The sequence below is a fragment of the Spirosoma migulaei genome, from assembly GCF_054776855.1.
Genome location: NZ_BAAHBG010000022.1, coordinates 262,856 through 278,616, shown reverse-complemented (window position 1 = coordinate 278,616; position 15,761 = coordinate 262,856). Strand labels below are relative to the sequence as shown.

At 48.3% G+C, this 15,761-nt stretch carries 10 protein-coding genes; 1 reads left to right on the top strand and 9 read right to left on the bottom strand.

The features are described 5' to 3' along the window. Nucleotides 1-67: 67 nt before the first annotated feature. The 9 genes from ACYVGO_RS22405 to ACYVGO_RS22365 all read right to left on the bottom strand — a co-directional run bounded on the left by ACYVGO_RS22405 (nt 68) and on the right by ACYVGO_RS22365 (nt 14,714). Nucleotides 68-1,279 (bottom strand): alanine dehydrogenase, encoded by a 1,212-nt coding sequence (locus ACYVGO_RS22405; protein ID WP_460971188.1) that lies wholly within the window; start codon nt 1,277-1,279, stop codon nt 68-70. Between the two features lie 97 nt (nt 1,280-1,376). Further along, nucleotides 1,377-1,796, bottom strand: coding sequence for a tRNA (adenosine(37)-N6)-threonylcarbamoyltransferase complex ATPase subunit type 1 TsaE (gene tsaE, locus ACYVGO_RS22400; protein ID WP_460971187.1), 420 nt, complete (start codon nt 1,794-1,796; stop codon nt 1,377-1,379). Between the two features lie 166 nt (nt 1,797-1,962). Next, nucleotides 1,963-3,345: a RagB/SusD family nutrient uptake outer membrane protein gene (locus tag ACYVGO_RS22395; RefSeq protein ID WP_460971186.1), complete on the bottom strand. Its 1,383-nt coding sequence runs from the start codon at nt 3,343-3,345 to the stop codon at nt 1,963-1,965. 8 nt (nt 3,346-3,353) lie between these two features. Continuing rightward, nucleotides 3,354-6,554: a SusC/RagA family TonB-linked outer membrane protein gene (locus tag ACYVGO_RS22390; protein ID WP_460971185.1), complete on the bottom strand. Its 3,201-nt coding sequence runs from the start codon at nt 6,552-6,554 to the stop codon at nt 3,354-3,356. Nucleotides 6,555-7,065: 511 nt separating this feature from the next. Beyond that, the gene (locus tag ACYVGO_RS22385; RefSeq protein ID WP_460971184.1) at nt 7,066-8,796 is read right to left on the bottom strand and encodes a RagB/SusD family nutrient uptake outer membrane protein; all 1,731 of its coding nucleotides are present in this window, start codon (nt 8,794-8,796) and stop codon (nt 7,066-7,068) included. Nucleotides 8,797-8,881: 85 nt separating this feature from the next. Next, nucleotides 8,882-12,133 (bottom strand): SusC/RagA family TonB-linked outer membrane protein, encoded by a 3,252-nt coding sequence (locus tag ACYVGO_RS22380; RefSeq protein ID WP_460971183.1) that lies wholly within the window; start codon nt 12,131-12,133, stop codon nt 8,882-8,884. Nucleotides 12,134-12,335: 202 nt separating this feature from the next. Then, the gene (locus tag ACYVGO_RS22375; RefSeq protein WP_460971182.1) at nt 12,336-14,093 is read right to left on the bottom strand and encodes a phospho-sugar mutase; all 1,758 of its coding nucleotides are present in this window, start codon (nt 14,091-14,093) and stop codon (nt 12,336-12,338) included. Further along, nucleotides 14,084-14,509 (bottom strand): type II toxin-antitoxin system VapC family toxin, encoded by a 426-nt coding sequence (locus tag ACYVGO_RS22370; RefSeq protein WP_460971181.1) that lies wholly within the window; start codon nt 14,507-14,509, stop codon nt 14,084-14,086. Before ACYVGO_RS22370 ends, ACYVGO_RS22375 begins: the two co-directional genes overlap by 10 nt. Then, a complete protein-coding gene (locus tag ACYVGO_RS22365; protein WP_460971180.1) occupies nt 14,496-14,714 on the bottom strand; it encodes a hypothetical protein in 219 nt (72 codons plus the stop codon). Before ACYVGO_RS22365 ends, ACYVGO_RS22370 begins: the two co-directional genes overlap by 14 nt. Nucleotides 14,715-14,937: 223 nt before the next feature. Here ACYVGO_RS22365 and ACYVGO_RS22360 point away from each other — a divergent pair, with 223 nt between their 5' ends. After that, the gene (locus ACYVGO_RS22360; protein WP_460971179.1) at nt 14,938-15,741 is read left to right on the top strand and encodes a hypothetical protein; all 804 of its coding nucleotides are present in this window, start codon (nt 14,938-14,940) and stop codon (nt 15,739-15,741) included. Nucleotides 15,742-15,761 lie beyond the last annotated feature (20 nt).

The following is a 15,761-nucleotide window of genomic DNA, read 5'->3' as shown; positions in this document are numbered from 1 at the left end:
TTTATAGTTTGAGGTTTGTAGTTAACTGCTGCTAACTACAAACCTCAAACTATAAACGTCAAACTTCTTAGAATCGGGCGGCTAGCAAGAGGTCTAGATCTTTAAAACGCAGATTGAATTTGCGGGCGATGTAGGCATTGGTAAGCGTTCCCTTATGGGTATAAACACCTTTCATAAACCAACGGTTCGCATACATCATCTGTTCAATGCCGCCCGTGGTTCCGGTTTCGAGCAGGAAGGGTAAGAAGATGTTACTCAGGGCCATACTCGCCGTGTAAGCGACGCGTGCAGCAATATTGGGAACACAGTAGTGAATAACACCCATGTGCTTATAGGTGGGCTGTTTGTGGGTCGTCATACGCGACGTCTCGAAATTACCACCCTGATCTATTGACACGTCGATAATAACCGACTCCGGTTTCATCCGACTGATCATTTCCTCCGTAACAACCACCGGACTAAGACCATCCTCAGCCCGCATTGCCCCAATCACGACATCGGCCCGCTGAATGGCTTCGGCCATGGTATCGGTGTCGATGATGGAGGTATAAACGTGTTGTCCGACGGCATATTTGAGCCGTTGTAATTTGTATAGATGCTTGTCGAATACCTTTACATCGGCACCCATACCGAGCGCCATGCGGATCGCGTATTCGGTTACGGTTCCAGCTCCGAGCATGACGACTTTAGTTGGGGGAACGCCCGTGATACCGCCCAGAATAATCCCCCGTCCATTATCGGCGTTGCTGAGGTATTCACCCGCAATGAGCATGACGGTGCTGCCCGCAATCTCACTCATTGACCGGATAACAGGTAAGCCACCGCTCTGATCTTCAATGTATTCGTAACCAAATGCAGTTAGGTTCTTACTCAGCATTTTCTCGAAATAAGCCTTGTCGTGCGACGGCAGGTTCAGCGCCGAAATGACTGTACTACCCGATTGAATGTGCTCGAACTCATCCTCGACAAGTGGTTCAATTTTCAGGATAAGATTAGCCTCGTAGACTTCTTTGGGCGATTGCGCAATCTGTGCACCCGCTTCGCTGTATTCATGATCCGGAAATTTGGCTTTTTCCCCCGCGTTTTTCTCCACAATCACATTGTGGCCATTTCGAACCAGAATTGCCACTGCTTCGGGTGTGAGCGCAATGCGGTTTTCCTGAAGCGATACTTCTTTCGGCAAGCCAATAAGCAGGCCTTGCCGACTGGTTTTCAGAGCCAGCGGAGCTTCTTTCGGATACAGGGCCGTTTGCTTGGCCAATTCCTCAAATCCAGTCAATGCTTTGATGTTTATGGTTTACGGTTTATCGTTTATGGTGGGCTGACGCAAGAATAACTGATGCGTCAGCCCATCGTAAACGGTAAACCGTAAACTGTTAAACTATGTCAGCTTCAACCATTCGATGACCATCTGCGTCTACCGATAGTTGAACCTGATAATATAGGGCAGGCCAAAGAGACATAATTCGCTCAGGCCATTCGATAAAACAATAATCACCTGATGCGAAATATTCCTCAATGCCGATGTCCAGCGCTTCAGCTTCGTTTCGGAGCCGGTAGCAATCGAAATGATACACGGAATGTCCCTCGTGGGTAGTGTACTCATTGACAATTGAAAACGTTGGACTCTGTACCGTACTAACAACCCCTAAGGCTCGGCAAAGAGCTTTAATGAGTGTGGTTTTGCCAGCCCCCATCTCGCCGTCTAGTAACCACACCGGCCGTTGTCGTCCTTCAGCGAGTAGCTGATGGGCTACTGTATCCAGTTCATCGAGGTGGTCAATATGCAGGGTCATAGGCTTGTGGCAGTACTAGCCTGCAAAGATACGGATTTTTAAGCCGCTCACTTCGTTTGCATTAGATGAGTTAGTAGTTGATTGCACTTGGCCGGGAACAAAAAGCGGGGAATAAGTAAGCTGTAGTTACCCATTCCCCGCTATACTCGACCTGTATCAACGACTGCTAATACCCTTGATTCTGTGGGAAAGTCGTCTTGTTGTTATACACATCAATTTCCGATTGCGGAATGGGATACACTACGCGGTAATCAGGCATTGTAATACCCGTTACTTTGATAGCCGCTACCGCAGTTCCCGTACGAATGAGATCGAACCAACGGTCGCTTTCCAAGGCAAGTTCCAGTCGACGTTCATTAATAACGGCCGTCTGGAAAGCATCTTTCGTGGCGAGTTGCGCACTCGTATAAGCCGTAACGCCTGCCCGTGTTCGTACGCGATTTAACGCTTTAAAGGCGTCACCATCTGCCTGATAACCAACCTGATTGAGTGCTTCGGCATAGAGCAGTAACACATCGGCATACCGTAAGACTGGGAAATCGTTACCCACATCATTCGTTGATGAAAGCTCGTCATAGAATTTTCTGGGAACGGCATTTATACTACTGGGAACGGGCACCATGACTGTTAGCGGAAGTCGCTTATCACCAGCCGGGTAAGCCGCCCGCAACGATGGCTCAATGGGGTCGCCAATGCTGGTGCCGAACCAGGAACCGTGGCCCTCGCCAATGGTACCACCTTTTTTAAATTTGACAGAAAACAGCAGTTCCGCATTGTTCTTATTCGTTACCGAAAACACATCGGCAATATTCGGAAGCAGTTGATAGGTAGTCCCATTCGCCAGATCTTTTAGCGCCGAAACGGCCAGATCATACTTCTTTTCGGTTACGTATACCTTGCCAAGCAGACCCGCTGCCGCTCCCGATGTAGCACGACCAATATCATTCCCGGTATAAGATGCGGGTAAACCGGCTGCGGCTGCTATCAGGTCTTTTTCAATAGCGGTATAAATATCGGTAACTTCATTCCGAATGTAGGAGCGAGCTTCGGTAGTTGTTCCCGCTATGAGAACCAGGGGCACTTTGCCCCATAAACGCACCAGATTGAAATACGACAGCGCTCGAATAAACTGAGCTTCCCCTTTGTAGCGAGCTTTCAGGGCAGCATCCATCGTAACTGCGTCGATCTTGTCCAGAATCAGATTAGACCGGTTAATACCTGTATAAAGGCTGCCCCAGGTATCGCGTAGAACGGTGTTCGTGGTTGGTTCGATGAACCGGTCGATGTTGTACCGAAGTCCCGAACCCGACGACGGGTCGTTATCAAGAACATTATCGCTCCGAGCCTCCACAATTGTATTGTAATCACCACCATACTGGGTTGAGCTTTGGAGTGCATCGTAGGCACCATTCACCGCGTTGTTAAAGTCGGTAGCGGTTTTGTAAAAATTATCGACGTTGGGTTGCGACAGGGGCTTGAGGTCCAGAAAATCTTTCTGGCAGGCTGTCAGACCCACGAAAGCAGTGAGAAATAAGGCTATCTTTTTCATGGTTGCTATTAGAATGACAGGTTGAGACCAACAGAGGTAGTGCGGGCGAGGGGGTACGTTCCATAATCTTCTCCCGACGACAGGGCGCTATCTGGGCGGCTGTTAACCTCTGGGTTGAAGCCCAAGTACTTGGTAAACGTAAATGGATTTTGGGTAGTCACATACAGGCGGGCACGACTCAGGTGTAACCGACTCAACACCCCAGCAGGTAGTGAATAACCCAAGGTAATGTTACGAACCCGTACGTACGAGCCATCTTCAATATGCCAGGTCGAAATTTCCCCGTTCGAGCCTGAGGCCAGCCGGTTAGCGCGGTTCACCAGGCCATTGCCTGGATTGTCAGCCGATTGCCAGCGATCCAGCGCTCCTCTGAACAGGTTGCCGTTACCCTCCATGTTGTAGATATACCGACGGATCAGGTTCAGGATTTTATGTCCCTGAACGCCCTGTACAGCTACCGCCAGATCGAACCCAGCGTAGGCAAAGCTTGTGTTAAACCCAAAGGTGTATTTGGGGAAATAGCTGCCGGTTACGGCACGATCGCTGCTGAAATCAATTTTGCCATCGCCATTGTTGTCCCGGAATTTAAAATCACCAGGACGAGTCGTTGTCGTGTGCGGATAGGCATCGATTTCCGCCTGATTTTTAAAGACACCATCGTAAATCATGGTATAGTATTCGCCAATGGGGTGGCCAATCTGGGTGATAAACTGCGCTCCGGCAACGCCACCCGCTACAATAATCGGATCGCCTGCGGGGCCGAGTGCTTTTACTTCATTGCGGTTGCTGGCAATGTTAGCGCTGGCATCCCAGCGTAACCGGCCAAACGTTTGCCGTGTGCCCAGTGTAAATTCGATCCCCTGGTTGTTTACTTTTCCGATATTCTGCAACTCCGTACTAAATCCGGAAGCACGGGGCACGGGTACGTTTAGCAGTAAGTCAGAGGTATTGGCATTGTAATAGTCGACCGTCAAGTTCAGTTTGTTGCGCAGGAAACTCACGTCGAAACCTACGTCGAGCATCGCCGTTTTTTCCCATTTCAGCTTGTCATTGGCCGAATTACCGGGAGCCAGACCACTCACTACGGTTTCGTTACCCAGAATATAGTTCGAATAGTTGAGTAAGCTGACAGAGCCATAGTTCGGAATCTGGAAATTCCCCGTTAAGCCGTAGCTGGCCCGTATTTTCAGGTCGCTCAGCCAGTTCACTGATTTCAGGAAGGTTTCCTGCGATACATTCCAGCCAGCAGATACCGACGGGAAATAACCCCATCGGTTGGCTTTCCCAAAACGGGAGGAACCATCAGCCCGTATAGCGCCAGACAACAGGTATTTTCCGTTGTAATCATACTGAACCCGGCCCAGATACGACAGTAGCGACCATTCCTGAACATCGGAACTCCCCGACGTAACCTGACCCGCATTGAGCGTGGTTACTAAATCATTGGGGAAATTGGTCGCCGTTAATTCATTCGCTACCCGACGATCTTTCTGCGACGAGAAGCCCGCCAGTGCGGAAATCGTGTGCTGCCCGAACGAGCGGTTATACGTCAGTGTGTTTTCGACCAGCCAATCGACGAAATTCTGCGCCCGTGAGAAGCCGGTTGGTGTAGAAGCGCCTTTCCGATCCCGTATTTCGAGGGTTGATGGTCGGTAGTAATCGCGCTGGAAACTGTTGATGTCGGTACCCACGCTGAGTCGGTACGATAAGCCATCAATGATTTCATACTGCGCATAGGCATTGCCCAGCAACCTGAGCTGACTAAGTTTGTCGCTTACCTGATTGGCAATGGCAACCGGGTTCAGGATCGATGTAGCGCCATAACCCCAGGCGTTACCGCCAAAATTGTAGGAACCATCGGCATTGTAGACTGGGAAAAGTGGTGGCATTTGAAGAGCTAATCCCACAACACCTTCGCCCAGATAAGGGCCTTCTGCCTTGATCAGATCATGGTACGAATAGGTCGGGTTGAAGTTGATACCCGCCGTTAGCCGGCCGTTTTTAACCTCAACATTGGCCCGCATCCCGTAGCGTTTAAAGCCTGAGTTGATAACTACCCCCCGCTGATTCAGGTAGTTGCCCGATAGGTAATATTTGACGTTTTCTTTACCACCAGAGATGGAAAGCGTATGGTTCTGAATCGTAGCCGACCGGAAGATGGCATCCTGCCAGTCGGTGTTGGTCAGACCCGCCTGACCGCTTAGATAGGGCACAATTTCGGGCTGGATGAGTGTACTGGGTGCGCCTACGCCCGCATTCCGAATAGTATTCGAGTCGGTTGGTTTGCCAGTCGGGTTTCGATCGAGATAGGCATTGTTTTTTGCCTCGTAGCTCAATTGTGCGTATTCATAGGCATTGAGCATGTCAATTTTTTTTGAGACGTTTTGCACACCCACGTAGGAGTCGTAGTTAATTACGGTTTTACCCTCTTTACCCCGTTTGGTCGTGATCAGTACCACTCCGTTCGAACCACGTGAGCCGTAAATGGCTGATGCAGAAGCATCTTTCAGGACTTCAATACTTTCAATATCGTCGGTATTGACTGTACTCATTACGTTGATCGGGTTATCTGGAAATTGTGTATTCGTACCCCCGGTTGCATATTTTGTATCGCGCGAAAGCGGAATACCGTCAATAACGTACAGGGGATCGTTACCCGCGCTGATCGACCCTGTGCCGCGCACCCGAATGGAAAGTGCTGCGCCTGGTGCGCCTGATGTTTGTGTAACCTGAACACCCGCAATTTTGGCTGCCAATGCCTGGTCGAAACTGGCAACGGGTTGGTTTGCCAGATCTTTCGCCTTTACCGAGCCAATGGCTGTGGTAATGTCCCGCTTGTTCTGAACACCATACCCCACCACAACCACTTCGCTGAGGGCATTGTCGGTGGCGGTTAGTTTGGCGTTAACAACGCTTTGGTTCCCCACGGCAATCTCAAGAGGCTGGTAGCCGATAAACGAGAAAATAAGCGTTTTGGTAACTGTGGGAAGCGTAAGTTGATACTTTCCCTGCGCATTGCTGGTAGCACCTACGTTGGTGCCTTTGGCCTGAATGGTTGTGCCTGCCAATACCTCGCCAGTTGTGGCATCGGTTACCGTACCGGTAATTGTTGATTGGGCGTAAATCAACTGAGTCGACAGAAATAGTAGACCAAATAACACCCATTGTCGGTACCCATGTCGGGTAGATTCTGGTAATGGAGTCATCATAAATGGTAGAATTAGAATTACAGGTTGAATTGATAAAATTGAAAAAGGCATCAACAACTGGTTTGATGACCTACAATAATACTTCGCAAAGCTCGATTTTTTTTAATATAGTATTAATACTTAATGTGAAGAGACATACTGGAGAAGTAGGCCTGTAACGCAAGGTAAAGGCATTTTCGAGGCTAAACGGCAGTCTTCTTACGGCTTTTTTATAGATTTTAACTCCCGTTTAGGATAATATATGGATTAAGTAGTCATATAGGGTGTTAGGCGTAGCGCAAGACAAAGCTTTATGTTGATGGTATGGCTATAAATACTAGTAAAGCGAACCCGTTTATCAACTGTATTCTAGACTTTTTTCTTTCAATTAACCAAAATTTATCTCTAAATTCTTCCTTATTCCTGATAGGTTTATGCCTATGAATCTTGCTAAGCTGAACTGAGTTGGAACAAAAAAAGGGACTAAGTAAGCGGTACTTACTTAGTCCCTCCGAAATAAGGTTGATGACGTTTAATTATACCCTGGGTTCTGAGTCAGGGTTTCTTTCCCATCTTTTTTACTGTTGAAAATCTCCTGGATAGGAATAGGAAAATATTCGTGCTGGCCTTTGATAAACTTCACGCCGTTCAGGTAAATCCGTTTAGGAGCTTCGCCAATATAATAGGCGTTTAAAACCTGATCGGCTATTCCCCAGCGCACAAGATCGAACCGACGATGGCCTTCCATGCCGAACTCCAGCCGTTCTTCAAACTGAACGGCTTTGCGGGCCGTAGCCTGATCCGTCCAGGATGCGCTATACGGTTTAATGGCGTAATTAGCTGCAGCTGTTCCATCGGCATTTTTTACAAATCCATCGGGGTTAGCCGCCCGTTGGCGAATCTGGTTGACGTAGCCGCGTGCTTTGTTCAGGTCGCCAATTTCCACTTCAACCTCTGCTAACCAGAGCAATACGTGGTCGTAGCGAATCATACGGTAATTGTTGGCATTCAGGCGAGGGTTACCGGCAAAGGTGTTTGTACCTACATCCGACTTGTACATCACGTGTTTCTTGGGTGAGTAAGGGCCACCATAGGCTTGGTCACGGACATACGCTTTACCTGGATGAACGCCCCAGTCCAGATACGGAATTCCCCGGCGGCCAACCGTCCAGTCCAGGCGAGGATCGACCGGTCCCGCATAAGGTGTAAATGGGGATGTTGATTCAATTCCCTGATCGCTGGGCAAGTCCGATGCATTAAAGGTGTCAACCAGTGGTAATCCATTGGCATCGGTTTTGAAAGCGTTCACCAGATTTTGCGAAGGCTGGAAGAAACCGCAGCAGGTTGTTACACCACCACCACCATATGGATAGTTCAGAGTAGAGCCAATGTTGCCGTTTTCACCACCTGATGCGCCATCGTTAACTGAATACTGCACCTCAAAAATCGACTCCGTATTGTTGTTGGTAACGGCTTTAAAGTTGTCGTGATACCGGTCCATTAACTTATACTGACCACTGGCCACAATAGCCTCCAGCAACGGCTTGGCTTCGGCATACTTTTTCTGAAACAAATAAGCCTTGGCGAGGGTAGCACCAGCCGCCCATTTCGTTGGCCGACCAACCTGAGTTTGTTTGGTGGGCAGTACGTCGTAAGCAGCTTTGATATCGGCTATGATATTTGGCCAGATGTCGGTGCTATTCGCTACTTTGGTGCTCTCCAGATCGTTCGGATTGTAGATCTTCTCGTCGATGTAAGGCACCATATTGAACATTTTCTTGAGTTCAAGATGGTAGTGCCCCCGTAAGAAACGGGCTTCGGCGATGACTTGGGCTTTCTCCGCATCGGTCATGTCTTTGGCTGCCGCCACAGCCTGTAACACATCGTTTGAGCGGGCGATGCCGTCGTACATACCCCGCCATTTACCCCGGAAATAGATGTTGTCAGACTGGATATTACCCTGTTCAATCAGTGAAATAGGCGGTTGGTCACCGGCAATGGTTCCTTTGTAGGCATCGTCACTGGCAACACTGCCATACACCCAGTTATCGGCCCCCACATTGTACGAGCGGTAGGCACCTTCGGCCGTTGCCCAGCCATCCAGAAGGGAATAAGCGCCAATCAACAAGGCGTTTACGCCTGTTTTGTTTTGCAGTACACTTACCGCTAAGGCCGCTTTAGGCTGCACATCTAAGAACTTGTCGGAGCAGGAAGTTGCCACTGCCAGACAAAGCGTAGTTATGAATATCGTTAGTTTTTTCATGGCTATGAATGGATAATGAATAATGGAAAATGGATAATGAAAAGAGGCTCTTTGGCCATATTCCTTATTCATTTTACATTATTAATTAAAATGCTAGATTCAGACCTACTAATACCGTTTTAGCGACTGGATACGAACCACCATCGACGCCGATCTGACGGTCGTTACCAGCCGAATAAGCGCGAAGGTTGATCTCAGGATCCATACCCGAATACTTGGTAACCGTCAACAGGTTTTGTCCCTGTATGTAAACCGACGTAGCGGATAAACCCAATTTCGACAGTAATCCCTGCGGCAGCTGGTAAGTCAACTGGATGTTTTTCATCCGGAAGTACGAACCACTTTCCAGGTAATAGGTCGATGGCTGGATACTAACCTGATCGCTTGACCGGAGTTGGGGCAGAACGGCATCCGTTTTGCCGGGACGCCACGACTGATACAGCATCCGGGTGCTCCGGTTTCCGGCGAAGGTTGGGAAATCGGTCCAGTACTTGGTGTAGTTGAAAATCTGGTTGCCGTCAACCCCCTGTCCAAACAATGTTAGTCCGAAGTTTTTGTAATTCAGGCTCAGGTTCAGGCCGTAGGTGAATTTAGGGTGCGGGCTACCGATAATGCTCAGGTCTTTGGTATTGATCACACCATCGCCGTTGATGTCACGGAATTTAAACCGGCCGGCTACGTTCTCTGAGGCTGCATTGCCAAATTGCACAGGTGCAGCTTTAGCTTCCTCGTTAGTCTGGAAAATTCCATCAATCGTATAGCCAAAGAACGAGGCAATGGGGTAGTCCTGCTGGGTCACTACGAAGTTCTGAATCCGCTCATCATTGATCCCAAAATACTGTGTGCTGGGGTCGCCATTGGTTTTCGTCACTACGTTACGATAGGTACTAAAGTTGGCACTTACGTTGTAGCTCAAACCGCTACCGCCGAGCTTATCTCCATAGCCAATCATCAGGTCAACACCCCGGTTGCGCATCGAACCGATGTTTTGGAATGGAACTGTAGCAACGCCCTGGGTAAGTGGTGCCTGTACGGGAAACAGCATGTCCGAAGTGGTACGGGTGTACCAGTCGAAACCGATGCTTAGCTTGTTTTTGAGCAACAGCGCGTCAAAACCAATGTTCAAACTGGTTGTGGTTTCCCACTTGGCTTTGGCGTTACCGAACTGGGTCAGCTCGTAGCCTGGAACAGCCGAGGTACGCGTGCCATTAATGTCGTAAAATGACGTAATAGGGTTCGTACTAAACTGCGTGTAGGAGTTGTAGTTGCCAATTTCCTGGTTACCTGTCTGACCCAGACCCGCCCGAAATTTCAGATCATTGATGAGTGTAATTGGCTTGAAGAAATTTTCTTTAGAAACCCGCCATCCCACACTGGCCGCTGGGAAGACTGCCGACCGGAATTCAGGCGCAAAACGAGATGACCGGTCACGACGAACGGTCAGGTCAATCAGGTATTTGTCATCCAGCGCATAGTTAAGTTTGGCAAACTCTGATGCCAACCGCCAGTTCGAAGCGCCACCATTGTTGGTCTGAACGCCTGTACCCGCACTCAGATAGCGGTTTTCGATGTCATCCACGGCAAAGTTGGTGCGGCTGGCGTCAAAAAACTCAAAGTAGTTTTTGATTGACTCTGTACCGGCAATTACGTTAAACCGATGCTGATCACCTAGCGACAGATTATAGGTCAGGGTGTTATACCAGGTCCATGTCCATTCATAGTTATTGTTGGTTTGTAGCTGGTTCGACCCTCTGGCTTCTGCCGATTCAATATCGCGGATGGTGTAGTTGCGGTAGTTGAACAGGTTATAGTCGATACCGAAACTCGTGCGAGCAGTCAGGTTAGGCAGAATGTCGACTTCGGCAAATGCATTGCCAAATAGCCGGACTTCTTTCTGTACGTTGTCTTTGTTTCGGTACAACAGCGCAACGGGGTTATTAGCGTTGTCGAGGTCACCGCCACGAGTACCGGCAAAATTCCCGGCTACGTCGTACACCGGAATGATCGATTGAATCCGGTAAGCGAACGAAGTGGGGTTACTTTCCGCATTATTCCCATTGGGCTGGCCAAGGCGTTCACCATAGGCTACCTGGAAATTCTGCCCGGCCCGAACCCGCTTATTGATATTAAACTCCGTATTTGCCCGCAGTGAATAGCGTTTGTAACCCGTGTACTTCATGATACCTTCCTGGTTGAAGTAGTTGAGCGACATGGCATACCGACCATTCTCATTACCACCCGATACCCCCAGCTGATGGTTCTGAATCGGGGCTGTCTGGAAAATCTCTTCCAGCCAGTTCGTTCCTACTTTATTGGCTTTAGTAATCAGCAGGAATTTAGGTGAGTTAATATCATTGTTGTAGTTCACATAGGTTCCGTCGGGGTTTTGCGCAACGCGTGGGTCGCTGGCCGAGGCACCCGTTGGTAGAACGTAGTCAGGAATAACAGGAGTTGGGCCGTTGCCAAACTGGGAATGGATTGGATTTCCATTAGCACCCACTACCCCCGAGTTGATCCGGGATTCCCAGGTTAGCTGAGCATACTCCTGCGTGTTAAGCATGTCGAGCAACTTGCCATGCCGTTGCGAACCGTAGTAGGTATCGTAGGTGAACTTGGGTTTACCCGCTTTCCCTTTTTTCGTGGTGATAATGACTACGCCGTTACCAGCCCGCGACCCATAGATAGAAGCCGCCGAAGCATCTTTCAGGATCTGCATACTCTCTACGTCATTGAGGTTCAGTGTGTTGAGGTTCCCCTTCGTTGGAACACCATCAATAACATAGAGTGGGGAGTTATCATTGATTGTTCCGAAACCACGAATACGAACCATTACGCCACCGCCAGGCGCATTCTCATTGCCAACCTGTACCCCCGCCACACGGCCCTGTAACGCTTGTCCAACGTTTGTGGCCGGAACGGATAGCAACTGTTTGGTGTCCACAGTAGCTACTGCACCCGTAATATCGCGTTTCGCCTGAGCACCATAGCCCGTTACGACCACTTCATTTAGGGTTTTAATGTCAGGGGATAAGGCAAGGTTTATAGATGTGCGGGAGCCAATTGTCACATCCTGTGTAGCATAGCCGATAGCAGAGATCGTTAAAATGTCGCGACCCTGAGCCACATTCAATGAAAACTGCCCATTGGCATCGGTAACTACACCGGTTTGCGTTCCCTTTACAACAACGTTAGCACCAGGTAGTGCAGTGTTGTCGTTACCGTCTGTAATACGGCCTGTAATTTTGCGATCCTGGGCAAATGCCCCCACGCACAAGAACCAGCTAAATAAAAATAGCGGCAGGGTGCGGTACGCTTGTCGTAAAGCGTTCTTCATCATAAGGTTTGGGAGAATATAAGGTAAGTAATAGTTAAAAATACGTAGGTACTAATGCTTAAAGAGGTTTATGAACAATTTCTAATTAATCTTTAATTAATCTTATTTATTTATTTTTAATCACAAAAAAAGTCCGCTTGCTTGCGCAATGCGGACCTGGTATTTTATGGATATGGTATAGTACTAAAGCGTGGTAATGTGAACGTTAGGTCAACTGTAACTCGTCGATTACTCGCTGCACTTTCGCCTTTAACTGAGCGTAGGTATCATCAAAGGCTTCTTTACTTTCGAGCGGCTCTCGAACACTGACATAGAACTTGATTTTTGGTTCGGTACCCGATGGGCGGGCCGAAACTTTGGTGCCATCTTCAGTAAAGAACTGCAACACGTTCGACGATTCGATTCCCATTTTACCTGCCTCAATGGCCGATGTCTGACCACTCTGCGCATCCAGGCGTGTCAGGGCTTTATAGTCGTCAACGCGAACTACCGGCGAGCCAGCAATGGACTTGGGCGGATTGGCACGGAAGTCGGCCATCATCTGTTGAATCTCTTCGGCCCCAGATTTACCTTTCTTAGTCAGCGATACCAGTGCTTCGTAATAGAACCCATTTTCCTGATACATCGCCATCAGCATATCGAACAGGCTCTTTCCCTGATCTTTAGCGTAGGCAGTCAGTTCGGCAATGATGGCGCAGGAGGCAATGGCATCTTTGTCGCGTACGAAATCGCCGATGAGGTAACCATAGCTTTCTTCGCCACCACCAATGAACTTCTCTTTGCCTTCCAGTTCACGAATGACTTCGGCAATGTATTTGAAGCCTGTTAGTGTGTTGTAACAGGTAACCCCGTAATTTTTGCACATCTGGTCAATGAGGTCGGTAGTTACGATCGTCTTGGCTACAAACTCCTTACCAGTTAGTTTACCTGCATCTTTCCAGGCATTCAGCAGGTAATAAATGATCAGACTGGCCATCTGGTTACCGTTCAGCAACTCAAACTCGCCATGATGGTTGCGAGCACCGGTGCCTACTCGGTCGGCATCGGGGTCGGTGGCCATCACGAGGTCGGCGTTTAGTTTATTGGCCAGATCGAGCGCCAGTTGCATAGCCGCCCGCTCTTCGGGATTCGGCGATTTTACCGTTGGGAAATTGCCATCGGGCGTAGCCTGCTCTTCAACAATATGAACATTATTGAAACCCAGGGCATCAAGTACACGTGGCACCAGCGTGATGCCCGTTCCATGGATTGGCGTGTACACGATGTTCAGATTGGCCTGCCGCTTGATGACATCCGGGTTCACTGCATTCGACTTGACCCGCTCCACATAAGGCGCATCGATTTCTTCGTCGATCAAGTGAATCCGTTCGGGGATACCATCGAATTTAATCAAATCGACAGACGTGATTTTGTTCACCTCTTCAATGATCGCTTTGTCGTGCGGAGCTACGACCTGACCACCATCGTTCCAGTACACTTTATAGCCGTTATACTCGGGCGGGTTGTGCGAGGCTGTAACGACAATACCGCTCTGGCAACCCAACTGCCGAATGGCGAACGACAATTCTGGCGTTGGGCGAAGGGCACTAAACAGATATACTTTGATGCCATTTGCCGAAAAAATATCGGCTACCAGACGAGCAAACTCCGGGCTCATCCGGCGACTATCATGTGCAATGGCCACACTGATATCCTCACCCGGAAAAGCGGCATTGATGTAATTGGAAAGCCCCTGCGTAGCTGCGCCAACGGTATACCGGTTCATGCGGTTGGAGCCCACGCCCAGAATGCCGCGCAGACCACCCGTGCCGAACTCAAGGTCGCGGTAGAACGAATCGGTCAGTTCGGTAGTATTACCAGAATCAATCAGGTGTTGAATCGATTCTTTAGTGGCGGCATCGTAATTGCCGCTAAGCCATTTATCAACGCGTTGCTGAGTAGGGGAGTCAAGGGTTACATCCATTGGTCAAGTGTAATAATTTGGGGTTTATTAATAGTAGACAATCGTTTATCATTAGTAATGAAAACCTCGCATTGATGAACTACGGCTGCACCGAGTTGCATAGAATCCATTGCTCTTAAGCTAAGTAATTGTGTTTGTAAGCTAAAGGCTTCATTGATAATCTCTGCTGTAATGGAAACGACATTCGTATGGGATACCGCAATAAGCTCATCAAATGCGCTTACTACATCCATGCGGTTTGCACGTAAAGGCTTTGTTTTAAACTCTAACCCGGTAAGGACAGAGGTTGTTACGACAACAGCGTGGTTTTGACAATACGTAAGAATGTCTTTTACAATAGGCGCAAATTGCAAATGACCTTCAATCAAATAGATGAACGGAGACGTGTCGAGAAAAGCTGATTTAAAACCGTTCATTCGTTCGACTCTCATTTACATATAGCTGGGCATCCTGCTCCCAAATATCCTTGCCTATGCCAATATAGTTGCCGAAATTAGTTTGCGTAGGTACTATGGGTGTAGGTGTGGCCAATATTCGATCTACTAACTGATGAAGGAGTTTTAGCTTTTCATCAGGTTGTAATTTATCCACCTCGTTTAAAATCGCGTCAACGGCTTCCATGCGCTTGATCGGTTTATCGGCCAAAATTACAATTATACTAATACCTCACAAATTCACAGCTCAGATTCGAATTTATATAGTGCCATTGATCCGTTGCATTGGCGAAGAAAGTCATAAGTCTTTATGTATCTTTAATTAATTTTTAATATACTAGTTGCAACGCCTTTCAGATGCAAACGTATTAGGTGTAAATAAATGATTTTACATTTTAAATACATCTGTTATGACTATTCTGGTGATTGGTGGTTGTCAGGTCTATGGATACGGACTTACTGCTAAAGAGTCTAGTTTTCTAGATCAATTTGTCTATCAGCTTAGCGAACAGGGATATCATCCTGAGGTAACCAGCTACGTTTTTCTTCCATTGGCCGACATTCGCGAAACACTAACTCATCTGGATCTATCACAATTCGATTTAGTACTTATTCAGCCTGCCCATTATTACCTGCAGCACCCGCCCACGTTCTGGAAACTATTTAAAACGCCACCCCAGAAAGTGCCAGCACATGCGGGAGCAGGATTACGCATGGCTGATCTTGACGCGCTACGAAATCTGCCGCTGTTACCACTCGACAGAACACCCGCCAGTTGGGTAAAGCGAACAAAAAGCGTTCTTAAATGTCTACTGCTGGCTTTAGGTAATCAGGCTGGCCTGGTGAAGCAGTTACTCTACGTGCAGCAGGAATTGACTGCCTTACTAAAGCAATTACAGATCCATCGCCAAAAGGTTTTCTTGTTAACGCCAACCCCGCATCGTGAGCTGGTGAGCCAGTGGTTGCGAAAACAGGGAAGATCCTTAGTCATACACGAAGGCCATCGGTGGGGAATAACTGTGTTAGATACGCATTCGATTATCAAGCCCCAGGAAGAGTTTTATATTTCCGATGATCCGAGTCATCTGAATGCTATCGGCCATGAACTGATGGGGCGGGCCTTATTCGCTTGCTATAAAGCAAAACGAAATAGGCTATCTGATGTAGAGCAACCAGTCGAGTTACAGCCTAAACCAGCGATGGAGACTGCTTAGGTTAACAGGCTGTATTTTAA

Coding starts and splice junctions, on each gene's coding strand:
- ACYVGO_RS22395 (WP_460971186.1), bottom strand. CDS start 3,345: ATGAAAAAGATAGCCTTATTTCTCACTGCTTTCGTGGGTCTGACAGCC.
- ACYVGO_RS22365 (WP_460971180.1), bottom strand. CDS start 14,714: ATGGAAGCCGTTGACGCGATTTTAAACGAGGTGGATAAATTACAACCT.
- ACYVGO_RS22370 (WP_460971181.1), bottom strand. CDS start 14,509: ATGAACGGTTTTAAATCAGCTTTTCTCGACACGTCTCCGTTCATCTAT.
- tsaE (WP_460971187.1), bottom strand. CDS start 1,796: ATGACCCTGCATATTGACCACCTCGATGAACTGGATACAGTAGCCCAT.
- ACYVGO_RS22390 (WP_460971185.1), bottom strand. CDS start 6,554: ATGATGACTCCATTACCAGAATCTACCCGACATGGGTACCGACAATGG.
- ACYVGO_RS22375 (WP_460971182.1), bottom strand. CDS start 14,093: ATGGATGTAACCCTTGACTCCCCTACTCAGCAACGCGTTGATAAATGG.
- ACYVGO_RS22380 (WP_460971183.1), bottom strand. CDS start 12,133: ATGATGAAGAACGCTTTACGACAAGCGTACCGCACCCTGCCGCTATTT.
- ACYVGO_RS22385 (WP_460971184.1), bottom strand. CDS start 8,796: ATGAAAAAACTAACGATATTCATAACTACGCTTTGTCTGGCAGTGGCA.
- ACYVGO_RS22360 (WP_460971179.1), top strand. CDS start 14,938: ATGACTATTCTGGTGATTGGTGGTTGTCAGGTCTATGGATACGGACTT.